We start from the raw sequence: 20,949 nt of genomic DNA on the forward strand, positions 1-20,949 counted from the left end.
AATTAGTCCTCTCGGGCAAACAGTGCCTCAATAAAATCCTCGGCCTTGAATGGCCGTAAATCTTCGATGCCTTCTCCGACACCGATATAGCGAATCGGAATGCCGAACTGATCGGCCACCGAGAAGATCACGCCGCCTTTGGCAGTGCCATCCAGCTTGGTGAGCGTAATGCCGCTAAGCCCTACTGCTTCGTGGAACAGCTTCGCCTGGCTGATGGCGTTCTGCCCAGTGCTGGCGTCGATGGTCAGCATCACTTCATGCGGCGCGTCCACATCCAGCTTCTTCATCACGCGGACAATCTTTTTCAGCTCTTCCATCAGGTGCGATTTGTTCTGCAAACGACCCGCGGTATCGGCGATCAGCACATCCACGTTGCGCGCTTTGGCGGCCTGAATGGCGTCAAAGATCACCGAGGCGGAATCAGCGCCGGTATGCTGGGCAATGACCGGAATGGCGTTGCGATCGCCCCACACCTGCAGCTGCTCCACCGCCGCTGCACGGAAGGTATCACCCGCCGCCAGCATCACGCTTTTGCCCTGCGCCTGATACTGCCGCGCCAGCTTGCCGATGGTGGTGGTTTTGCCGACGCCGTTTACGCCAACCATCAGGATGACGAAAGGCGTTTTGCCGGTGACATCAAGCGGCGCGTCAACCTTCTGCAAAATGCCGGCCATTTCCGCTTTCAGCAGGCCATAAAGCGCTTCGGCATCGCGCAGCTGTTTGCGGTTCGCCTGCTGCGTCAGATTAGTGATGATGCGGCGCGTGGTTTCCACACCGACATCGGCGATCAGCAACTGCTCTTCCAGCTCTTCAAACAGCTCGTCATCGATTTTTTTGCCGCGGAACAGGCTGATAAAACCGGAGCCGAGGTTCTGGCGCGTTTTCACCAGGCTGCGTTTCAGACGGGCAAAGAATCCCTCTTTGGTCGGGCGCTCCTGCTCCTGGGAAACGATAGGCGCGGCGGCAAGCGGCAGATCGCTGACGGTATCGACCGGCTCAGCATCAACGTTTTCCGGCGCGACATCGGCCAACGCCAGCGCTTCCAGCTCTTCGTCGCTTAACGGCTCGCCAGCTTCTTCTTCCGCCAGCTCTTCCGCCTGTGGCTCTTCCTCAACCGGCGCGATATCAGGATGCGCGATCTCTTCCGGCAGCACCTCTTCTTCCGGGACAACAATAGCGGGTTCATCTTCAACCACAGCGATCGGCTCTGCTGCCGTGACGTCCGGATGTTCCGCCTGCGTTTGCGCTACCGCTTCGGTGATGGCGACCGTGGCTTCCGCCTGTGCTTCAGCGCGCGCCACTTCAGGAATCTCGGTTACTTCCGCCTGCTGTTTCGCAGTGGGTTCGCCAGGCTGCGCGACGCTCTCGTTCTCTTCGGCAGCGGGCTGTTTCTCTTCTTCTTTGCCAAAGCCCAGCCAGGAAAAAAAGCCACGTTTTTTCTCTTTTGCCATTGTGTGACCACACTCCTCGATGGCTCAAACCCGGCCGCTCGCGGCTGCCAGGGTGCAAATAAACTTGATAATATTAAGGGCGATCCGCTGATGATGCGCAGAACCTGTTGATACCACATCACATCAGGAACACAGCCTGCTAGTCTAACACTTTCCAGCCAGCGCACCACAGCACCCTTTTTTAACGTTTCTTCTCACCTCTTCGCCCGTTAAACTACGCAACAAATTATGACGAGTTGTGAGCAAGATGAATAAAAGACCCCGCAGCGCCGGCGGTGCCGGACAGATTCGCATTATTGGCGGTCAGTGGCGCGGGCGCAAATTGCCGGTGCCGGACAGCGCCGGTTTGCGTCCCACTACCGACCGCGTACGTGAAACCCTGTTTAACTGGCTGGCGCCCGATATCCGCCAGGCGCGCTGCCTCGACTGCTTTGCTGGCAGCGGCGCGCTGGGGCTGGAGGCGCTGTCGCGCTATGCCGCCTCGGCCACGCTGCTGGAGCTGGAACGTCCGGTGGCGCAGCAGCTGGAGAAAAATCTGCAAACCCTGGGCACGTCGCAGGGCAAAGTGATCCAGACCAACACGCTGAGCTGGCTGGCGCAGGCCGGCGAGCCTTACAACCTGGTGTTTATCGATCCGCCGTTCCGTAAAGGTTTACTGCAGGAGACGCTGACGCTGCTGGAGCAAAACCACTGGCTGGCCGCCGACGCGCTGATTTATGTAGAGAGCGAAGTGGAGCACGGCACGCCGCCGGTTCCCGTTAACTGGCATCTGCACCGCGAGAAAATCGCCGGTCAGGTGGCTTATCGTCTGTATCATCGCCAACAGGAGACGCGGGATGTGGATTAATCTGGGACGCCTGCTGATGCTGTGCGTTTGGGCCTTTTTGCTGCTGAATCTGGTGCAGCCGTTCCCGAAACCGCTGACTTATTTTGTTAACGTCGCGCTGTTTTTTATGGTGATTATGCATGGCCTGCAGCTGGTGCTGCTGCGCGCCACCCAGCCCAAAGATGCCGCGAAGCTTAGTCGCCTGACGCAGCTAAAAATCTTTGTTTTTGGCGTGTTTGAATTGCTGTCGTGGCAGAAAAAGCACTATCCGAAGCAGTAATAACGCGCTTTACGCTTGCGTTTATCGCGCTGGCGTAAAGCTCACGAAGCGCGTGCCCTGCACTTTTAGCTCCCCTGTCTCGCCTTTGTCCATCTGATGATAATCGCTGGCGTCCAGCATCAGCTTAAAATCGCCAGCGCCATTCAGCGGATGAAACCAGGCCTCGTAGCGCATCTCTTCCCCGGCAATCACTTCACGCTGGCGCGACCGGCGGTTCGGTGCCGGAAATTCGCGTTTGGTTTTGATCTCAACCGGCAGCGCCCGTACGGGCGAAGCGTCATTGACGGCGACTTCACGTCGCTGCTTGATAAACTGGCGGGTCGCCAACAGGGCGATAATCGCCAGAACGATAAAAAAGAGTAGCGGTGGTTTGCTCATGTTTTCTCTCGCGCTTTGCGTTTCACAAAAGGATGGCGGCAAAGGATACAACCAGAGAAGCCTGATTGTCACATTCACAGGCCGTAACCTAAACTGAGATCGAAATTTTGGGAATTTTCATCTGATTAGCGGACGATCTGTCCGGAAAGGGAGAAAAAATGCTTTGGTCTTTCCTTGCGGTACTTTTTTCCGGTTGGCTCTACGTTGACGCCTCTTATCGCGGGCCGCAGTGGCAGCGCTGGGTATTCAAGCCCGTCACGCTGTTGCTGCTTGTCGCCTGGGCATGGCAGGCGCCCACGCTGCATACCACCGATTACCTGATCCTGGCCGGTCTGGTCGCCACGCTGATTGGCGATGCGCTAACGCTGCTGCCGCGCCAGCGTATGCTCTATGCGCTCGGCGCATTCTTTCTGTCGCACCTGCTTTATACCATCAGCTTCGCGGCCAATATGACCATGAGCTTTTTCTGGCCGATTCCGCTTGTGCTGCTGGTGATTGGCGCAGTGCTGATCGCGACGATCTGGACGCGGCTGGAGGATTTACGCTGGCCGATCTCAACCTTTATCGGCATGACGCTGGTGATGACCTGGATGGCGGCGGAGCAATATTTCTTCCGCCCTACCGACTACAGCTTTTCGCTGGTAGTGGGTGCCAGCCTGCTGCTGCTGGCGAATATTGTCTGGTTTGTCAGCCACTATCGCCGCCGTTTCCGCGCCGACAGCGCTATCGTGGCCGCCTGCTACTTTGCTGGTCATTTTATGATTGTGCGATCGCTGTGGCTTTATTAAACAGAATGTCCTTCTGCCGGGTTCGGGCATGGATGCCAGAATCCGGCATTAGCCGTCGCGCAGTTACAATCCTTTCTTAATTAAAAATTTATACGGCAGCGCATCCGTTTCCTGCATCAACAGCGTATGTTCCATAAAGCGGCAAAAGCCGGGAATATCACGCGTGGTGGCGGGATCGTCGGCGATAATCAGCAACGTTTCGCCATCCGCCATATGACGGACGGTTTTACGCACCATCATTACCGGCTCCGGGCAGCGTAGCCCAAGGGCATCCAGGGTTTGATCGGGATTAGCAAAGCGATCGCTCATAATAGTCTCTGATTTCAGTTGCAGGCGGCCATTCTAACGCGCTGAATTGGCGGCGCAAGGCGATAACGATTGCGTTAAAATTAACCATTGCATAAATAGTGTAAAACGGTAAGATGCCGCCCGATTTTCTCTAAGTTTAACCGCAACCGCGCCATACGTTTCAGCAATCTGAGCGTTTGCAGGGCTGCAATGGGTTCCCTCACCCCAAAACTAAAAAGGCTAAATATGATTAATTTTTCTCCGCGTCAGCGCATGCACGCGCTGTTCTGGCTCGCTTTGTTTCACCTGCTGGTGATCACTTCCAGTAACTATCTGGTTCAGCTACCGATCGCCATTTTTGGTTTTAACACCACCTGGGGCGCCTTCAGCTTTCCCTTTATTTTTCTCGCCACCGACCTGACCGTGCGTATCTTCGGCGCACCGCTGGCGCGTCGTATTATTCTGGCGGTGATGCTTCCGGCATTGTTTATCTCTTATGCGGTTTCCTGCGTCTTTTATCAGGGAGAATGGCAGGGCTGGGCCGCGCTGAAAGAGGTGAACCTGTTTGTGGCGCGTATCGCCTGCGCCAGCTTTATGGCCTATGCCCTTGGGCAGATACTGGATGTGCATGTGTTTAACCGCCTGCGTCAGCTGCCGCAGTGGTGGGCTGCGCCAGCGGCGGCGATGTTCCTCGGCAATATCAGCGATACCCTGGCCTTCTTCTTCATCGCCTTCTATAAAAGCCCGGATCCCTTTATGGCGCAGCACTGGGTAGAAATCGCACTGGTGGATTACAGCTTCAAAGTGCTTATCTGCATGGTTTTCTTCCTGCCCGCCTACGGCGTGTTGCTGAATGCGGCCCTGAAGCGCCTTGCGGAGCGTTCCCGCCGTAGCCAGTTAAATTTCGGCTAATCCTATGGAGCAAAGCCCGGCAGACCGCTAAGATCTGCTGACAATCCTCAGGTTGCTTTTGCTGACTGAGGATTGTATCAATGGCTGCCTGGACACAAGAAAAGGGATGAAAATGCGTAATTTAGTAAAGTATGTCGGTATTGGTTTACTGGTGCTGGGACTTGCTGCCTGCGACCAGAAGAAAGAAGACGCGGCGAAGGATGACAATGGCGTCAGCGCCAGCCAGTCCGCGCAAACCGTGACGCTGATGGATGGCAAGCTGAGTTTTTCGCTGCCGGGCGGCATGTCTGACAAGAGCGGTAAAATCGGTTCGCAGTCGACCAATATGCATGTTTATGCCAACGAAAGCGGCCAAAGCGCCATTATCGTTATCGAAGGCGATACCACCAACGAGTCGCTGGATGTACTCTCTCAACGTTTAGAGCAGCAGCAGCGCAACCGCGACCCGCAGTTGCAAGTCGTCTCGAATAAAGCGGTAACGCTGAAAGATCAGCCAGCTCAGCAGCTTGATACGGTGATTTCCGCCAATAATCAGACCTCATGGTCAACGGTGATTCTGGCGAAAGTTGACGGCAAATTACTGACGATGCAGATCACCCTGCCCGCGGAAAACCAGCAGCAGGCGCAGAGCGATGCGGATAATATCGTGAAGACGATTATGCTGAAGTAATGTGTTGAACCCAGGGGGCTGGCGGGCTTCGCCCCGCCGACCCCTGGTTGTCAGGCGACTCCCGCCCGCGCTGCGCGCCAGTAGGCAATCAACTGCAAATAGTTACTCTTCACCTGCTCAATCAATGCCCGGTCGTCCAGCTCGCCCTGTAGCCACTGGCGTGACGGCTGTCCGAAGATGGTGCGGCCCACGGCAAAGCCCTTTACCCACGGTGCCTGAGCGGCAGCAGCAAAGCCCGCCTTGAGCTTCTCTTCCGGCGCATCAAGGCCAAGCAGAAGAATGCCGCGACAGTATGCATCCTGCTGTTCAATCAGACCGCCGATCGCCTGCCAGCTCGCGGCTGAGAGCGGCGGCAGTTTCCACCAGTCAGGCTGAATGCCCAGGCTGTAAAAGTGGCTCAGAATATCCAGATAATAAGACTCCTGATGATCCGGATTGCTCTCTGGCAGGATCACCTCCAGCAGCAACTCATGGCCGCTCTTGTTGCAGCCGCGCCAGACGTCCAGCACCAGCTCATCCTGCGCTTTACGCAGTTCGGCGCTGTCGTGCGGATGGTAGAACACCAGACATTTCACCACCTGCTCCTGCGGCCAGTCGATAAGCTGCGAGCCGATGTTGCCGTGTTCAAGACGCAGCGGCCGGGAGCCGGGTAATTCAATCGGACGGCCTATCCACCAGCCTTTGCCTGTGATGGCGTTAAGCGCGCGCTGACCATAAGTGGTATCGGCCAGGATGCCGCTTTTGTTTTCCAGGCCTGCCTCCTGAGCCGCCTCTTCCGCCGCCTTCAGCAGCAGCAGCTTGAGCTGTGGAATCTTGCTCTCATTTACCCCCGCCTCGTGCGCCATATCCGCCAGCTGCTTACGGTGATCAAAAGCGAACACGCAAAGTTCCGGCCACTGCTGCTTACGTGTCGTGACACGATGCAGATGGTTCAGACGCGTATCCCGATCGGGACGCTTCACGTCACGATCGCGGCTGAGGAAATCATCCAGCTCCTGTTTGGTTGGCATCGCTGGCGCGCAGCCGTGGCGCGAAACCACCAGCGCGCCACAGGCGTTGGCGTAACGGCAGGCCTGCTCCCAGCCTTCATCATTGAGCCAGCCGCGCAGCAGGCCGGACATAAACGCATCGCCTGCGCCCAGCACATTCAGCACTTCCACGCGTACGCCGCTATGTAGTCGGGTCTCTTCCCAGCTATCCGGGATCGCATTTTCGAACACCACGCAGCCGAGCGGACCGCGTTTGCACACCAGCGTCGCCTGGCTGGCCTGACGCACATTTTTCAACGCGGTCAGCGTATCGGTGCTACCGCCGGCGATATGAAACTCTTCTTCCGTCCCGACGATCAGATCGAAATAGTGCGCCACTTCCTGTAGCTGTTGCGTGACCTGCTGCGACTCAATGAAACGCGTTTCACCGTCGCCCAGCGAGGTTAATCCCCAGAGCACCGGCCGGTAATCGATATCCAGCGCGGTACGCAAGCCGTTGCTTTTGGCAATATCCAGCGCTTTTAACACCGCCGCACGGGTTTCCGGATGGGAGAGATGGGTACCGGTTACCGCCACGGCGCGAGAAGAGGTAATAAAGGCTTCGTCGATATCCTCCGGCACCAGTCCCATATCCGCGCAGTTATCACGATAGAAAATCAGCGGGAACGTATCCTCATCTTTAATCCCGAGGATCACCAGCCCGGTCAGGCGGTTTTTATCGGTAATCAGCCCATCGGTATTGCAGCCGACACGCTGCAACTCTTCACGCAGAAAGCGGCCATTATGCTCATCACCCACACGCGCCAGCATCGCTGATTTCAACCCCTGAATCGCCGTGCCGTAAGCCACGTTGCCGGACGAGCCGCCCAGATACTTTGCAAAAGTGCTGGTGTCTTCCAGACGTGCGCCAATTTGCTGACCGTAGAAATCAACGGCGATGCGCCCGATACAAATCACATCGAGCCGCTTCTGTTGTGTACTCATACCTGTGGTTTCCTTCTGGTTGACTATAAAGCCAGTATGAGGAACAAACATTCCAAACTCAATATGAAATGAAATGTCCACCTCAATTCTGTGAACCAGGTAAAAGTCTCAGCCGGGCGATTAAGCGGGTTAAAGGCGTAGCGCGCTTTGCCTGCTCATCAACGCTGTGAGCAGCCTCGCATTTTGACTTTATCAAACCAGGGAACCCGTTGAAGCAGAATGAAATTTCTTTAAAGGTCGTTAATGCCTTGTTGCCGTTTCATTTATTACCCGCCATCCGGTGTAAAAAGGCATGCGCCATCGTTAAATTTGATCTCACTCGCAAAATGAAATGTTTCTTCTGTAGTTGTATTTTATGGAAAAAATATTTGTTTATAATCGCCTCACGTTTCACTTATTTGCGGTGGCATCTTCTGTCCGCGCAGCACCCGCCACCCGCGTCGTACCTGCTTACCGGGTACCAGCATGTAAAGGATGAGCATATGGGCACAATCAGATTAACCACGGCGCAGGCCCTGGTAAAATTCCTTGATAATCAGTACCTGAACGTTGACGGCGTTGAGACGAAATTTGTGAAAGGGATCTTCGCTATCTTCGGTCACGGCAACGTGCTCGGCCTGGGTCAGGCGCTGGAACAGGATCGCGGCGATCTGGTGGTGCATCAGGGGCGTAACGAACAGGGCATGGCCCATGCCGCGATCGGTTTCGCCAAACAGTCGCTGCGCCGACAGATTATCGCCTGCACCTCATCGGTTGGGCCGGGCGCGGCAAATATGATCACCGCCGCAGCTACCGCCACCGCCAACCGCATTCCTTTACTGCTGCTGCCGGGTGATGTATTCGCCACCCGCCAGCCCGATCCGGTTCTGCAACAGATTGAGCAGAGCCACGATCTCAGCCTCAGCACTAACGACGCCTTCCGGGCGGTGAGCAAATACTGGGATCGCGTCAGTCGTCCGGAGCAGCTGATGACCGCCTGCATTAACGCCCTGCGCGTGCTGACCGATCCGGCGGAAACCGGCGCGGTGACGCTGGCTCTGCCGCAAGATGTCCAGGGCGAAGCCTGGGATTTCCCGGAATATTTCTTTCAGAAACGCGTCCATCGCCTCGATCGCCGCTTGCCGACGGTCGCCCAGCTGGAGGATGCGCTTCAGCTGCTCGCCACTAAGCGTAAACCGCTTATCGTCTGCGGCGGCGGGGTGAAATATTCCGCAGCAGGCGACGCGCTGTTGCAGTTTGCCGAACGCTACAATATTCCCTTTGCCGAAACCCAGGCGGGCAAAGGCACCCTTCTCTCCGACCATCCGCTGAACGTCGGCGGCGTCGGCGAAACTGGCTGCCTGGCGGCGAACCTGCTGGCGAAAGAGGCCGATCTGGTGATTGGCGTCGGCACCCGCTATACCGATTTTACCACCGCCTCGAAGTGGATTTTTCAGCATCCAGAGGTCAGCTATCTCAATATCAACGTCAGCAATTTCGACAGCTACAAGCTGGACGGCGTGCAGCTGCTGGCGGATGCGCGTGAAGGTTTGACTGCGCTGGATGGCCGTCTGGCGGCTCAGGGCTATGAGAGCCAGTGGGGCAACCAGATCGAGCAGGCGCAAAGCAAGCTGTTAAAAGAGACGCAGCGCGTTTATCAGGCAGCGTATACCGGCGACGGTTTTATCCCGGAAATTGATGATCATCTTGACCGTGAAGCGGTTTTTGCGGAATTCAATCGCCTGACCCAATCCTTCCTGACGCAAAGCAGCGTGCTGGGTACGTTAAATGAGCAGCTCCCAAAGGATGCGGTGATTGTCGCGGCCGCAGGTAGCCTGCCGGGCGATCTGCAACGCGTCTGGCGCACCAAAGATTACAACAGTTACCACGTTGAGTATGGCTACTCCTGCATGGGTTATGAGGTGAATGCGGCGCTGGGCGTCAAGCTGGCGCAGCCGCAGCGCGAGGTCTATGTGCTGCTGGGCGACGGCTCCTTTATGATGCTGCACTCCGAGCTGGTCACGTCGATCCAGGAAGGCGCCAAAATCAACGTGGTGCTGTTCGACAACATGACCAACGGCTGTATCAATAACCTGCAAATGGAACACGGTATGAATAGTTTCACCACCGAGTTTCGTTTCCGCAACGCGGAAAGCGGCAAGCTGGACGGCGGCTTTGTGCCGGTGGATTTTGCTGCCATCGCCGCCGGTTACGGCTGTAAAACCTACCGCGTCACTACGCTGGATGAGCTGAAGGCCGCGCTGGAAGATGCGCGCAGCCAGACGGTTTCTACGCTGATTGACATCAAAGTGCTGCCCAAAACCATGGTGCACAAATATTTCAGCTGGTGGCATGTGGGCGCAGCGCAAACGTCCAACTCCGATCGCATCCAGGCCGTGGCAGAGAAACTCAACGCCCATCTTGATCAGGCGCGCAAATACTAATGACCTCGGGGCCGGACAACCGGCCCGACGATTATCTTACCCGAACCCTACAGGTGTAATTATGACTCTGAAACTTGGCGTTATCGGTACTGGCGCAATAGGTCAGGAACATATCCGTCGCTGCAGCCATGTGCTGCAGGGCGCGAAGGTGGTTGCCGTTTCTGACATCAACGTGGAGGGCGCACGCGCGGCGCTGCAACGTCTGAATATTGAAGCGGAAGTGTATCAGGATGGTCATCAGGTGGTGAGTTCCCCCGACGTGGACGCCATCCTCGTCACTTCCTGGGATCCCACACACGAAGAGTTTACGCTCGCGGCCATTGCGGCTGGCAAGCCGGTTTTCTGTGAAAAGCCGCTGGCGCTGAGCGCCGAGGGATGTCGCCGCGTTGTGGATGCGGAGATGGCACAGGGCAAACGTCTGGTGCAGGTCGGCTTTATGCGTCCTTACGATGCCGGTTATCGTGCGCTGAAAAAGGTGATTGTCGAGGGTGAAATCGGCGAACCGCTGATGCTGCACTGCGCGCACCGTAACCCGACGGTAGGCGAAAATTACACCACTGACATGGCGATCACCAATACCCTGATCCACGAGCTGGACGTGCTGCGCTGGCTGACCAGCGATGACTATAAGTCGGTACAGGTGGTGTTCCCGCGCGTTACCTCGAAATCCCATGCGCAGCTGAAAGATCCGCAAATCGTGCTGTTCGAAACGCAGAAAGGGATCCGCATCGATGTGGAAATCTTTGTTAACTGCGCTTACGGCTACGACATTCAGTGTGAAGTGGTGGGCGAAACCGGCATCGCCCGGCTGCCGGAGCCTGCTTCCGTACAGATGCGCAAAGAGGCGAAGCTCGCCACCACTATTCTCACCGACTGGAAGGATCGCTTTATTGATGCTTACGACGTGGAGCTGCAAGCCTTTATCAACGACGTGCAATCGGGTCAGTTGAGCGGTCCTTCAGCGTGGGATGGCTTTGCCGCTTCAGTGGCCGCCGACGCCTGCCTGAAGGCGCAGAAAAGCGGCGCTATTGAATCTGTAGAGATGCCGTCGCGCCCCGCTTTTTACGACAAATAAGCCGCAGGCCGTTCTGATCCGAGCGGGACGGCCGACTCAATGCACCGGAATAGCAGGGAGATAAAGATGAAAATCGCCTTTGACGTGGATGTTATTAAAGATATGGGGATTACCCGCATGGTGCATCAGGTGGCCGAGTGGGGATACAAGTACATCGAGCAGTCGCCACATCCGCAGATCAACCCGTTCTACAAGCATCCTAAAGCCAGCCGGGAAGTCGTGACCGAATATAAGAATGCGCTGCGTTCTACCGGACTGGAGATCTCCTCATTTATCGTGGTTTATCGCTGGTCCGGCCCGGACGAGATGCGTCGTCAGGCCGCGGTGAAAAACTGGAAGCGTATGATTGAGATCGCAGTAGAGATGGGCGTGCCGGTGATCAATACCGAACTCTCCGGCACGCCAAACGAGCCGGAAATTTGCGAAGAGATGTTTTATCGCTCAATGGAAGAACTGCTGCCGATCGTTGAACGTGAAGGCATTCGCATTGAAATTCAGTCGCATCCGTGGGATTTCTGCGAAGAGAATAACGAAACCGCTGATATGGTGAAATCGTTCCGCAGCGAGAATGTGAAATACCTCTACAGCGTGCCGCATACCTTTTTTTATGACAAGGGCAAAGGCGACGTGAAAAGCATGCTGGAGTATGCCGGCGACGACCTTTCCCATGTGCTGATCGCCGATACCATGAACCACACCCGAAACTGCCGCTATATCGTTAACCCGCCGGGCGTGGATGCCACTATCCATCAGCACGTCGGCGTAGGCGAAGGGGAAGTCGATTTCGACACGCTGTTTACAACCCTGCGCGAGATGGATTTTGCCAATCGCACCTTCAAAGTGGGCGGTGAGTCGATTATCGCCTCTTCACTGTTTGGCTATCCGGAAAAAATGAAGTATCAGGCAGTGGAAACCCGCGAGCTGATCGAGCGCGAGTTATTGGGCAAATAATCTTCGTTACCTGTCAGGATAAAACGATGAATAAGCAAAATGTAAAACTGGCGATCGCGCCGATCGGCTGGACCAACGACGATATGCCGGAGCTGGGCAGTGAAAATACTTTTCAGCAGACGGTAAGTGAAATGGCGCTGGCAGGCTTTAGCGGCAGCGAAGTGGGCAGTAAATATCCGCGCGATCCTGCCGTGCTGAAGCCGATGCTGGAGATTCGCGGCCTGGAAATTTGCAACGCCTGGTTCAGCACCTTTTTCGCCAACGGCGAGAAGGCGAAAACCATTGATGAGTTCGTCAATCATATGAATTTCCTGCATGCCATGGGCGCGCGGGTGATTGGCTGTTCCGAGCAGAGCAAAAGCATTCAGGGTACCACGCTGGCGGTGTTGGAAGAGAAGCCCATTTTTAGCGACGAAGAGTGGCGTCTGACCGCTGAAGGCTATAACCAGCTGGCGCAGATTGCGGCGGAGAAAGGGATGCGTGTTTGCCTGCATCACCATATGGGCACCGCGATTCAGACCAGCGAAGAGATCGATCGCTTTATGGCGCTGACCGATGAGCGCGTCGGCCTGCTCTACGATACCGGCCACGCTTACTATTCGGAAGGCTCGCAGGAGAAGATGCTGGCGGTGCTGGAAAAATATCTGCCGCGCATTCCCCATGTGCATTTGAAAGATGTGCGTGACGAGGTGGTTGCTGAGGTAAGAGCGCAGAAGCTTTCGTTCCTGGATGGGGTGAAAAAAGGCACTTTTACCGTGCCGGGCGACGGGGTGATCGACTTTAAGCCGGTGTTTAAACTACTTGATGAGTACGGCTATCAGGGCTGGATGGTGGTGGAAGCGGAACAGGATCCGGCGCTGGCGAATCCCTTTGAGTATGCGGTAAAGGCACGGAAATATATTCGCGAAAATACAGGGATATAGCGGGAAAAAAGCGTCAACGTTTCAGCCCGGCCCGGATCGGTCCGGGCATTATCCGCTTATTCTGTGAGGCATTTCATAAACCAATGAAATAAAGCTCACGAAATACGCAAACGAATGAAATTTTCCATCCATCTGGTACTATAGCGTTCATAATCCAGTCAGATTCTCTTTTAACGGGCCGCTGTAATGACCAATAATCCAACCCAACTCTCCTTGTTGCAGGACGATATCCGTCGCCGCTATGAAACGCTGAGCAAGCGGCTTAAACAGGTGGCTCGTTATATTCTTGATAACAGTAACAGCATCGCATTTGATACCGTGGCGTCTATTGCCCAACAGGCTGACGTGCCGCCATCTACGCTGATTCGCTTCGCTAACGCCTTTGGCTTCAGCGGTTTCAACGAAATGAAACAGGTTTTCCGTCAGCACCTGATGGAAGAGACGGTGAACTACACCGAACGTGCGCGCCTGTTCCGCCAAACCGCGACCGACGACAGTACCACCTCACCCGAGAGTCCGGCCGAGATCCTGAATGTCTTCACCATGGTCAACAGCCAGGCGCTGCAGCAACTGGCGATGCAGATTAACCCGGACCAGCTCAACAAGGCGGTCAAACTGCTCGGCGAGGCGGAAAATATCTATGTAATCGGTTTGCGCCGCTCGTTCAGCGTCGCCTCTTATCTGGTTTACGCTCTGCGTCATCTGGAGCGTCGCGCCTTTCTGATTGATGGTCTGGGCGGCATGTTTACCGAACAGCTCAGCATGGTGAATCCGAAAGATGTGGTGATTGCTATCAGCTACTCGCCCTATGCGCGCGAAGCGATGGAACTGGTGGAATTAGGGGCAAAGCGCGGGGCGCATCAGATTGCGATTACCGACAGTCAGGTCAGCCCGCTGGCCGCCTTCAGCGATGTCTGCTTTGTCGTGCGGGAAGCGCAGGTTGACGGCTTTCGCTCACAGGTCGCCTCGCTCTGCCTGGCGCAGACGCTGGCAGTGTCGCTGGCGTTGAATAACGTCGAACAAACCCAGACCGAAGCCTGACGATTACCGGCTTCAGGCCGGTACGCAGGCAACAAAAAAGGCAGCCAGGCTGCCTTTTTTAATGCGCAGAGTCTACTTCGTGCGCGGATAGTTGTCGCTGTTCACCCAGGCGTGATCCTTCTCCCAGGTAAATTTCCACAGGCGAACCGGTCCCGCCATCACGTTGAGATAGTAGTTATCGTAACCGGCAATGGTCGCCATCGGATGATAGCCGCGCGGCACGGTCACCACATCGCGGTTGTAGGGCGCCATACAGACGTCGAGCGAGCGGTCATCGGTATAAACGCGCTGCATAGCGAAACCCTGTTCCGGATTGAAACGGTGATAGTAGGTTTCCTCCAGATAGGTTTCGTTTTCCGCGTTTTCCTGATCGTGCTTGTGGCTGGGATAAGAGCTGGTATCCCCCTCGTTGGTATAAACCTCCACCACCAGCAGGCTGTCTGCCGGTTTATCATCCGGCAGAATGTTATGCACCAGCCGCTTGTTGTGCCCTTTTCCACGCTGCTCCACGCCCACATCCTCCGGCGCGATCAGGCGCGCCGGCAGATTTCCCTGGCTGGGCGCGCTGCAAACCGCCAGCTCAAGATCGCTCTTGGCAAAGAGTTCCACTTTGTCGCCGTGCGGCACATAAACCGACCAGGGCGGCGTACGTTCGAAAGGCGACATGCGTTGACCAATATGGGGAAACTCCGCCTGCGAGGTTTTTACCGATGCCAGCCCTGCAATCAGCACCAGGCAAAGCTCTTTGTCGCCGCTCTCCAGATTCAGGGTTTGCCCCTTCTTCAGCAGGTAAGCATCAAAGCCAACGTAACGCCAGCCAGCGCTTTCCGGCGTGATGTGCTGAATACGACCGCTGCTGTCTGGCTGCTCTGCTTTGGCTAGTAAAGACATCCTGATCCTCCTCCGTTAGCGACTTAACCCAGGGTTGGCATGCTGAACTCAGATACCGTTTGCTGACCGCTCGGCCAGCGCGCCGTGGCGGTTTTCATGCGGGTGTAGAAACGCACGCCGTCCGGGCCATGTACGTTCAGCGCGCCGAATATCGAACGCTTCCAGCCGCCGAAGCTATGGAACGCCATCGGCACCGGTACCGGGACGTTGACGCCCACCATGCCCGCCTGCACTTCCTGAACGAAATCGCGCGCGGTATGGCCATTGCTGGTAAAGATGGCGCTGCCGTTGCCGAATTCATGACTGTTCACGATCTCCAGCGCACTGGCGTAATCAGGGGCGCGCATAATGCTCAATACCGGGCCAAAAATCTCTTCGCGCCAGATCACCATCTCAGGAGTCACGTTATCGAACAGCGTGCCGCCAACGTAATAACCTTCAGCGTAGCCCGGCACCTGGAAATTGCGGCCATCAACCACCAGCTTCGCCCCTTCCTGCTCGCCTTTGTCGATGTAGCCTAATACTTTTTTCTGGTGCGCGGCGGAGACCACCGGACCCATTTCATTCTCTTCCGCGCCCTTGTTGATACCCGGCCCCACGCGCAGTGCTTTCACCAGCGGCGTCAGGCTGGCGATCAGCTTATCGGCGGTATCGTCGCCCACGGCGACCACGACCGGCAGCGCCATGCAGCGTTCGCCCGCTGAGCCATAGGCGCCGCCCATAATGGCGTTCACGGTCGCGTCGAGGTCGGCATCCGGCATTACGATGGCGTGGTTTTTCGCCGCGCCGAACGCCTGTACGCGTTTGCCGTACGCGCTGGCGGTTTTATAAATATGCTCGGCCACGCCGGAGGAACCGACAAAACTCACTGCCTGCACGCGCGGATCGGTATAAAGCTGCTCAGCATCTTCATTAGAGCAGTGAACCACGTTAAACACGCCGTCCGGCAGGCCCGCTTCGCTCAGCAGTTCAGCCATACGCACCGAGGCGGAAGGATCGAGCGCGGGCGGCTTGAGCACAAAGGTATTGCCGCAGGCCAGCGCGATAGGGAACATCCACATCGGCACCATTGCCGGGAAGTTGAACGGTGTAATGCCCGCCACCACGCCCAGCGGCTGCATCAGCGAGTAGCTGTCAACGCCGGTGCCGACATTAGGCGAATACTCTCCTTTCAGGAGATGCGGAATACCGCAGGCGAACTCCACCACTTCCATACCGCGGGTCAGCTCGCCCAGCGCATCGGACCAGACTTTGCCATGCTCAGAAACAATCAGCTCCGCCAGCTCATCGCGGTGCTGCTCCAGTAGCGCTTTGAAGTTAAACATCACGCGCGCGCGGCGCAGCGGCGAGGTTCTTGACCATTCAGGAAAAGCGTTATGCGCCACTTCGATCGCGTTGGCGACTTCATCAGCCGTACACTGCGTGAGTTCGCGCGCAACGGAGCCAGTTGCCGGATTGTAAACCGGGATCGTTTCGTTGCTGGCGCTGAAGGTGGTTTGACCGCCGATAAAGTTTCCTGTGATGTTCATGCTGTTGCCTCTTTGAATGTGTAAGTTCCCTGCAGGCAGTCAGTGTTTTCAAACGACACCTGTCCAGGCAAAACCAAAAGCGTGTTTTGAAGCTATTACAATGGAATAAATTTTTCAAATAATTATTTTTGGAAAATTCCTTTTTAGCGGCATGGATCGCATTTTTTCTGCAAGCCTGGCGGTCGGCTGAAAAATCTGAGGTAAAACGCCCGATGCCAGTCATGTCGCAGGTTGAGCATTCGCGTTCCGGTCCGATAAAAACCCGGACGGCATGGAAAATCAGCGCGGTTGAAAGCGACTTTACTCATGCAAAATGAAATTTTTGCGAGACATATCGAATAATTTATATTTCATAATTCCCTGCCAATGAAATAAATGTTCTTTTATAGCCATCCCAGACCCTCTTTATGCAGGAGCACAGCATGGCCATCGATCCCACCCGTTTCTGTATCAACCGTAAAATTGTCCCGACGCTCTCCCTCGACGCTTTTTTCCAGCTGGTACAGCGTCTTGGCCTGAATAAAGTGGAACTGCGTAACGATATGTCCGGCGGCAAGGTCACCGACCATCTCAGCGCGGACCAACTGCTGGCGCTGAAAGAGAAATATGAAATAGAGATCGTAACCATTAACGCCCTCTACCCCTTTAACCGCCCGGATGAAGCCTTGCTGGCAAAAGCGGAAGCGCTGTTACAGCAAGCCCAACGCATTGGTGCCAAAGCGCTGGTGATGTGTCCGCTGAATGAAGGCGTGGCGATCTCTTCTGATGAGACGCTGGCGGCGATGCAAACCCTGGCACCGCTGTTTGAACGTTACGGCATTCAGGGGCTGGTTGAGCCGCTGGGGTTCCCGGTCAGCTCGCTGCGTTCGGCAGTGCAGACGCAATCGCTGATTCGTGATGCGCAGGTGCCGTTTAAGCTGCTGCTCGATACGTTCCATCATCATCTGTATGAAAATGCCGAGCAGGAGTTTCCGGCAGAGATCGATGTGAACCAAATTGGGCTGGTGCATCTGTCCGGCGTGGAAGACAGGCGCCCTACGGCAGAGCTCACTGATGAAGAGCGCATTATGCTGAGCGACAGCGATGTGCTGAACAGCGTGGCGCAGGTCAAACGGCTGGAGATGCTGGGCTATAAAGGCATCTACGCCTTTGAACCCTTCGCAACGCAGCTGGCGAGCTGGACAGAGGCGGACATTGAACGTGAGATTCGGCACAGTATTGCACTGTTGCAGGATTAAACTTTATACGGAGGCGACGGCCTCCATCGATTTTATCTGTGTCTTTGCACTTTTTCGGGCCTCGGTTGGAGGCCCTTTTTTCACTCTTTGCTTAACGGCTGTTTGACTGAAATTTTCATCTGAGTGCATCAATCTACGCCCTTTCTTATGCCTTTTAACAGATCCACTGCTGACCAGCCTGTTATTGATGCTGGCTGCGCGGGATTTGTTGAAGCGCCAGCCTCACTAAAATTATTCTGTTTTCGCTCTGTAAATCAGGATGTTAATTTGCCTTCAGCTACACTTTGCTGTGCCGGTTCATTATCAGGAGAGGGTATGAGCGAACCCCTGCAACAAAAAATGGGTCAGAATATGTTGGTGAAGATGGCGATGCTGGTCATTATTCTGGCCGGTATTCGCGCCGCTTCCGATATTCTGGTGCCCTTTCTACTCGCCACCTTTCTGGCGATTGTGCTTAATCCGCTGGTGACCATGCTGCGACGACGCGGTGTGCGTCGTGGCCTGGCGATCACGCTGGTGATTTCGGTGATAATGATCGTTATTCTGATGCTGGTGGCGGTGCTGGCCAGTTCGGTCAGCGAGTTTTCAGTTATCTATCCGCAGCTGCGTACCCTGCTGGAGCAAAAGCTACAGGTGATTCAGCATCTGGCGGCAGGCTTTAATCTGAATATTTCAACCGAGTCGCTGGCGGCGCATTTTGATCCGAATGTGGTGATGAACATGGCGACGCTGCTGTTGACTCAGTTTTCCGGCGCCATGACCAATGTGGTGCTGCTGATCCTCACCGTGGTGTTTATGCTGTTTGAGGTTCACCATCTGCCTTATAAGCTGCGCAACGCGCTGATGAATCCACAAATTCATATCGCAGGCTTACACCGGGCGCTGAAAGGCGTGACGCACTATCTGGCGCTGAAAACCTTGATCAGCCTGATTACCGGCGTCACGGTCTGGCTGTCGCTGTTGTTGCTGGATGTGAAGTTTGCGCTGTTCTGGGGCGTGGTCGCCTTTATTCTGAATTTCATCCCCAATATCGGGCCGATTATCGCCGGCATTCCTCCTTTTATTCAGGCGCTGGTGCTGAACAGCGTTTACGACGCGCTGCTGCTGGCCGCCCTCTTCAGCGCCATCCATATGGTGTTTGGCAATATGCTGGAGCCTCGCTTAATGGGGCGCGGCCTCGGTCTGTCGACGCTGGTGGTGTTCCTGTCGTTGATTTTCTGGGGCTGGCTGCTCGGTCCGGTCGGCATGCTGCTCTCGGTGCCGCTCACCAGCGTCAGCAAAATCCTGATGGAAACCACGCCAGGCGGCAGCCGACTGGCGATAATGCTGGGCAACGGCCGACCGCCGCCGCGCAAAATTTAACGCGGCGGCAGAACGTTTAAGGGTGGGTTTCCGTATACAGGCTGTTATCGGTAATCGCCTGCACATCCACTTTGTTCGGTAAGATCTTCAACTGACTGAAGAGATCGGCTACCCGCTGTACTTTCGCCACATCCTCCGGCGTCACGGCGCGAATGCCATGGGAAATGCGCGCCGTGATTTTACGCGCATCTTCAGGCGACAGGCGCGTCAGCTGAGCATAAACCTGATTGTACTCGTCAGGATGTTTCAGCGCCCAGTCGCGTGCTTTCACCAGCCTGTGGGTAAAGTCGGCAATGGCGGCGCGTTTGGCCGGATCGTCGAGCGATGCCTGAGTGGCGGTGACAAAAGAGAGCGCGGTAGTCAGCCCTTTGCCGTCGCGCAGCAGGCGCGCGCCGTGCTGCTCCGCAATCCCGAGGTAGGGATCAAAGGTCGCCCAGGCGGCGATTTGACCGGAATTAAACGCGGCACTGGCATCGGTCGGCAGTACAAAACGCACCGGCACGCTGTCGCGCTTTACCTGCGCTTCCTCCAGCGCGGCGTAGAGCAGATGCTGGGAAATGCTACCGCGTGCCGAAGAGACCACTACCTGCTTGCCCGCCAGATCCTTCACGCTTTGCAGCGGCGAATTTGCAGGCACCACCAGGCCGTTCGCGCTGGCATCGCCCACGTTGGTGGCGATGATTTTCAGCGGCACGCCGCCAGACGCCGCCATCAGCACCGGCAGATCGCCCGCGTAAGAGGTATCAACGGCCCCGGCGCGCTGTGCTTCAAACAGCGGCGCGGCGCCCTGAAAGTTGGCCCAGCGATAGTGGTAAGGCGCATCTTTCATCACGTCCGCGGCTTCCACCAGCGAGCGCAGATTACGCACCTGATCGCCCAGCACCAGCGTAACGGCGGAGAGATCCGGCGCGGCCTTGACGCTAAACGCCGCGCACAGCAGCAGTACCGACACAATGGGTTTAAGTGGTTTCATGATTGGCGCTCTCAGAGTGCGTTGCGGTTCAGCTGACGGATATAGGCATCCCAGTGCAGCAGGTATTTCTGGTTACGTATGCCGTTTTCAAACGCCAGCGCCACTTTTTCCGCCACCTCGTCCGGCACGATAATCAGTTCCGCCCCGCCCGACTGCGCTGCAAGCTGCGCCTGACAGGCGCGCTCCAGGTAATAAAGATTGTAAAACGCCTCCTCAATGCCGCCGCCGCAGGTTAACAGACCGTGATTGCGCAAAATCAGCGCGTTCAGTTCGCCAAGATCCGCCACGATGCGCTGCTGCTCGTCAAGATCCAGCGCGATCCCTTCATAATCGTGGTAGCCGACGCGGCGATGGAAGCGGCTGCTGTGCTGGGAAATCATCAGCAGGCCCTGTTTTTGCGCCGCTACGCCCATGCCTGCCGCCGTATGGGTGTGCATCACCGCATGCGCATCGGGCCGGGCGCGATGAATAGCGCTGTGGATCACAAAGCCTGCCGGGTTAATCCCCAGCCCGGTTGGGTCATCAATGATGTTGCCGTCGATATCAATTTTCACCAGCGTTTCCGGCTGGATCTCATCAAACGTCTGACCATAGGCGTTAATCAGGAAGTGGGGCAGATCGCCCGGCACGCGCAGGGAAAAATGGGTATAGATATGATCTGTCCAGCGCAGCTTTGCCGCCAGATGATAAGCTTGCGCCAACTTAGTGCGCGTCTGCCATTCAGCATCGCTGATGCGCTGTTGCAGTGACGAAATATTCAGGGTTGCCGTGCTCATTTTCGTTCCTTACCTGTGCCTGAGAGGGGTTCACTGCATCGTGACACAGCCTCTTTTCCGGCGGGAAATACGAAAAAAAGCAAAACATTGTCAATAAATACAAAACGCGGTCGATAATTGACCTGTGTCAGTTTTGTTTGTTATGAAATCGCTATTCTGCACGGCCCGGAGAAACACCATGCTGCGCTGGCCGATCGGCTT

The 20,949-nt window shown here is 55.8% G+C and carries 20 protein-coding genes; 12 read left to right on the plus strand and 8 right to left on the minus strand.

The window, feature by feature from the left end; genetic code table 11:
• Positions 1–2 precede the first annotated feature (2 nt).
• Positions 3–1,451 carry a signal recognition particle-docking protein FtsY gene (gene ftsY / locus ABU178_RS17270; protein WP_397217187.1) on the minus strand — a complete coding sequence of 483 codons (1,449 nt, stop codon included), beginning with the start codon at positions 1,449–1,451 and terminating at the stop codon, positions 3–5.
• 247 nt (positions 1,452–1,698) lie between these two features.
• On the opposite strand from ftsY, the gene rsmD reads away from it, so the two are divergent.
• Together rsmD and ABU178_RS17280 are read left to right on the plus strand one after the other, a co-directional pair.
• The gene (rsmD, locus tag ABU178_RS17275; RefSeq protein WP_397217189.1) at positions 1,699–2,298 is read left to right on the plus strand and encodes a 16S rRNA (guanine(966)-N(2))-methyltransferase; all 600 of its coding nucleotides are present in this window, start codon (positions 1,699–1,701) and stop codon (positions 2,296–2,298) included.
• Positions 2,288–2,557, plus strand: coding sequence for a DUF1145 family protein (locus ABU178_RS17280; protein WP_397217190.1), 270 nt, complete (start codon positions 2,288–2,290; stop codon positions 2,555–2,557). The genes rsmD and ABU178_RS17280 overlap by 11 nt, the downstream gene beginning before the upstream one ends.
• A gap of 21 nt (positions 2,558–2,578) precedes the next feature.
• Here ABU178_RS17280 and ABU178_RS17285 read toward each other — a convergent pair whose 3' ends face one another.
• Entirely contained in the window at positions 2,579–2,935 is a 357-nt protein-coding gene (locus ABU178_RS17285) for a DUF2500 domain-containing protein (protein ID WP_397217192.1), read from the minus strand.
• A 158-nt stretch (positions 2,936–3,093) separates the two neighbouring features.
• Between ABU178_RS17285 and ABU178_RS17290 the strand changes: the two genes are divergently transcribed.
• Complete coding sequence (locus tag ABU178_RS17290) at positions 3,094–3,723, plus strand: lysoplasmalogenase (protein ID WP_397217194.1); 630 nt, start codon at positions 3,094–3,096, stop codon at positions 3,721–3,723.
• 63 nt (positions 3,724–3,786) lie between these two features.
• Here ABU178_RS17290 and tusA read toward each other — a convergent pair whose 3' ends face one another.
• Positions 3,787–4,032 (minus strand): sulfurtransferase TusA, encoded by a 246-nt coding sequence (gene tusA / locus ABU178_RS17295; protein ID WP_397217196.1) that lies wholly within the window; start codon positions 4,030–4,032, stop codon positions 3,787–3,789.
• A gap of 225 nt (positions 4,033–4,257) precedes the next feature.
• Here tusA and ABU178_RS17300 point away from each other — a divergent pair, with 225 nt between their 5' ends.
• Together ABU178_RS17300 and ABU178_RS17305 are read left to right on the plus strand one after the other, a co-directional pair.
• Positions 4,258–4,923 (plus strand): 7-cyano-7-deazaguanine/7-aminomethyl-7-deazaguanine transporter, encoded by a 666-nt coding sequence (locus ABU178_RS17300; RefSeq protein WP_397217198.1) that lies wholly within the window; start codon positions 4,258–4,260, stop codon positions 4,921–4,923.
• Positions 4,924–5,035: 112 nt separating this feature from the next.
• Entirely contained in the window at positions 5,036–5,593 is a 558-nt protein-coding gene (locus tag ABU178_RS17305; RefSeq protein ID WP_397217200.1) for a DcrB family lipoprotein, read from the plus strand.
• A 50-nt stretch (positions 5,594–5,643) separates the two neighbouring features.
• Here the strand turns inward: ABU178_RS17305 and ABU178_RS17310 are convergent, their stop codons facing one another.
• Positions 5,644–7,566 (minus strand): bifunctional 5-dehydro-2-deoxygluconokinase/5-dehydro-2-deoxyphosphogluconate aldolase, encoded by a 1,923-nt coding sequence (locus ABU178_RS17310; RefSeq protein WP_397217202.1) that lies wholly within the window; start codon positions 7,564–7,566, stop codon positions 5,644–5,646.
• A gap of 482 nt (positions 7,567–8,048) precedes the next feature.
• On the opposite strand from ABU178_RS17310, the gene iolD reads away from it, so the two are divergent.
• The 5 genes from iolD to ABU178_RS17335 all read left to right on the plus strand — a co-directional run bounded on the left by iolD (position 8,049) and on the right by ABU178_RS17335 (position 13,979).
• Entirely contained in the window at positions 8,049–9,989 is a 1,941-nt protein-coding gene (gene iolD, locus ABU178_RS17315; RefSeq protein ID WP_397217204.1) for a 3D-(3,5/4)-trihydroxycyclohexane-1,2-dione acylhydrolase (decyclizing), read from the plus strand.
• Between the two features lie 61 nt (positions 9,990–10,050).
• Positions 10,051–11,064 (plus strand): Gfo/Idh/MocA family protein, encoded by a 1,014-nt coding sequence (locus tag ABU178_RS17320; protein WP_397217206.1) that lies wholly within the window; start codon positions 10,051–10,053, stop codon positions 11,062–11,064.
• Positions 11,065–11,130: 66 nt separating this feature from the next.
• Positions 11,131–12,015, plus strand: coding sequence for a sugar phosphate isomerase/epimerase family protein (locus tag ABU178_RS17325; protein ID WP_397217208.1), 885 nt, complete (start codon positions 11,131–11,133; stop codon positions 12,013–12,015).
• A 26-nt stretch (positions 12,016–12,041) separates the two neighbouring features.
• On the plus strand, positions 12,042–12,938 hold the full coding sequence (gene iolE / locus ABU178_RS17330) for a myo-inosose-2 dehydratase (RefSeq protein WP_397217210.1): 897 nt from the start codon (positions 12,042–12,044) through the stop codon (positions 12,936–12,938).
• A gap of 186 nt (positions 12,939–13,124) precedes the next feature.
• A complete protein-coding gene (locus ABU178_RS17335; protein ID WP_397217212.1) occupies positions 13,125–13,979 on the plus strand; it encodes a MurR/RpiR family transcriptional regulator in 855 nt (284 codons plus the stop codon).
• A 72-nt stretch (positions 13,980–14,051) separates the two neighbouring features.
• On the opposite strand, the gene iolB is transcribed toward ABU178_RS17335, so the two are convergent.
• Both iolB and ABU178_RS17345 read right to left on the minus strand, forming a co-directional pair.
• A complete protein-coding gene (gene iolB, locus ABU178_RS17340; RefSeq protein ID WP_397217214.1) occupies positions 14,052–14,870 on the minus strand; it encodes a 5-deoxy-glucuronate isomerase in 819 nt (272 codons plus the stop codon).
• Between the two features lie 23 nt (positions 14,871–14,893).
• On the minus strand, positions 14,894–16,399 hold the full coding sequence (locus tag ABU178_RS17345; RefSeq protein WP_397217216.1) for a CoA-acylating methylmalonate-semialdehyde dehydrogenase: 1,506 nt from the start codon (positions 16,397–16,399) through the stop codon (positions 14,894–14,896).
• 422 nt (positions 16,400–16,821) lie between these two features.
• On the opposite strand from ABU178_RS17345, the gene ABU178_RS17350 reads away from it, so the two are divergent.
• Together ABU178_RS17350 and ABU178_RS17355 are read left to right on the plus strand one after the other, a co-directional pair.
• On the plus strand, positions 16,822–17,637 hold the full coding sequence (locus tag ABU178_RS17350; RefSeq protein ID WP_397217218.1) for a TIM barrel protein: 816 nt from the start codon (positions 16,822–16,824) through the stop codon (positions 17,635–17,637).
• 315 nt (positions 17,638–17,952) lie between these two features.
• On the plus strand, positions 17,953–18,999 hold the full coding sequence (locus ABU178_RS17355; protein WP_397217220.1) for an AI-2E family transporter: 1,047 nt from the start codon (positions 17,953–17,955) through the stop codon (positions 18,997–18,999).
• 16 nt (positions 19,000–19,015) lie between these two features.
• On the opposite strand, the gene ABU178_RS17360 is transcribed toward ABU178_RS17355, so the two are convergent.
• Positions 19,016–19,972: an ABC transporter substrate-binding protein gene (locus ABU178_RS17360; protein WP_397217222.1), complete on the minus strand. Its 957-nt coding sequence runs from the start codon at positions 19,970–19,972 to the stop codon at positions 19,016–19,018.
• Positions 19,973–19,983: 11 nt separating this feature from the next.
• The gene (locus tag ABU178_RS17365) at positions 19,984–20,748 is read right to left on the minus strand and encodes a class II aldolase/adducin family protein (protein ID WP_397217224.1); all 765 of its coding nucleotides are present in this window, start codon (positions 20,746–20,748) and stop codon (positions 19,984–19,986) included.
• Between the last annotated feature and the right edge of the window lie 201 nt (positions 20,749–20,949).

Source organism: Pantoea osteomyelitidis (assembly GCF_044342975.1).
Classification (GTDB): Bacteria; Pseudomonadota; Gammaproteobacteria; order Enterobacterales; family Enterobacteriaceae; genus Pantoea; species Pantoea osteomyelitidis.

Excerpts from the sequence above, each read along its gene's own strand:
- ABU178_RS17280 (WP_397217190.1), top strand. The coding sequence starts at position 2,288 with ATGTGGATTAATCTGGGACGCCTGCTGATGCTGTGCGTTTGGGCCTTT.
- ABU178_RS17320 (WP_397217206.1), top strand. The coding sequence starts at position 10,051 with ATGACTCTGAAACTTGGCGTTATCGGTACTGGCGCAATAGGTCAGGAA.
- tusA (WP_397217196.1), bottom strand. The coding sequence starts at position 4,032 with ATGAGCGATCGCTTTGCTAATCCCGATCAAACCCTGGATGCCCTTGGG.
- ABU178_RS17310 (WP_397217202.1), bottom strand. The coding sequence starts at position 7,566 with ATGAGTACACAACAGAAGCGGCTCGATGTGATTTGTATCGGGCGCATC.
- ABU178_RS17300 (WP_397217198.1), top strand. The coding sequence starts at position 4,258 with ATGATTAATTTTTCTCCGCGTCAGCGCATGCACGCGCTGTTCTGGCTC.
- ABU178_RS17355 (WP_397217220.1), top strand. The coding sequence starts at position 17,953 with ATGAGCGAACCCCTGCAACAAAAAATGGGTCAGAATATGTTGGTGAAG.
- rsmD (WP_397217189.1), top strand. The coding sequence starts at position 1,699 with ATGAATAAAAGACCCCGCAGCGCCGGCGGTGCCGGACAGATTCGCATT.
- ABU178_RS17365 (WP_397217224.1), bottom strand. The coding sequence starts at position 20,748 with ATGAGCACGGCAACCCTGAATATTTCGTCACTGCAACAGCGCATCAGC.
- ABU178_RS17285 (WP_397217192.1), bottom strand. The coding sequence starts at position 2,935 with ATGAGCAAACCACCGCTACTCTTTTTTATCGTTCTGGCGATTATCGCC.
- iolD (WP_397217204.1), top strand. The coding sequence starts at position 8,049 with ATGGGCACAATCAGATTAACCACGGCGCAGGCCCTGGTAAAATTCCTT.
- ABU178_RS17350 (WP_397217218.1), top strand. The coding sequence starts at position 16,822 with ATGGCCATCGATCCCACCCGTTTCTGTATCAACCGTAAAATTGTCCCG.
- ftsY (WP_397217187.1), bottom strand. The coding sequence starts at position 1,451 with ATGGCAAAAGAGAAAAAACGTGGCTTTTTTTCCTGGCTGGGCTTTGGC.
- ABU178_RS17325 (WP_397217208.1), top strand. The coding sequence starts at position 11,131 with ATGAAAATCGCCTTTGACGTGGATGTTATTAAAGATATGGGGATTACC.
- ABU178_RS17360 (WP_397217222.1), bottom strand. The coding sequence starts at position 19,972 with ATGAAACCACTTAAACCCATTGTGTCGGTACTGCTGCTGTGCGCGGCG.
- ABU178_RS17290 (WP_397217194.1), top strand. The coding sequence starts at position 3,094 with ATGCTTTGGTCTTTCCTTGCGGTACTTTTTTCCGGTTGGCTCTACGTT.
- iolB (WP_397217214.1), bottom strand. The coding sequence starts at position 14,870 with ATGTCTTTACTAGCCAAAGCAGAGCAGCCAGACAGCAGCGGTCGTATT.
- ABU178_RS17345 (WP_397217216.1), bottom strand. The coding sequence starts at position 16,399 with ATGAACATCACAGGAAACTTTATCGGCGGTCAAACCACCTTCAGCGCC.
- iolE (WP_397217210.1), top strand. The coding sequence starts at position 12,042 with ATGAATAAGCAAAATGTAAAACTGGCGATCGCGCCGATCGGCTGGACC.
- ABU178_RS17335 (WP_397217212.1), top strand. The coding sequence starts at position 13,125 with ATGACCAATAATCCAACCCAACTCTCCTTGTTGCAGGACGATATCCGT.
- ABU178_RS17305 (WP_397217200.1), top strand. The coding sequence starts at position 5,036 with ATGCGTAATTTAGTAAAGTATGTCGGTATTGGTTTACTGGTGCTGGGA.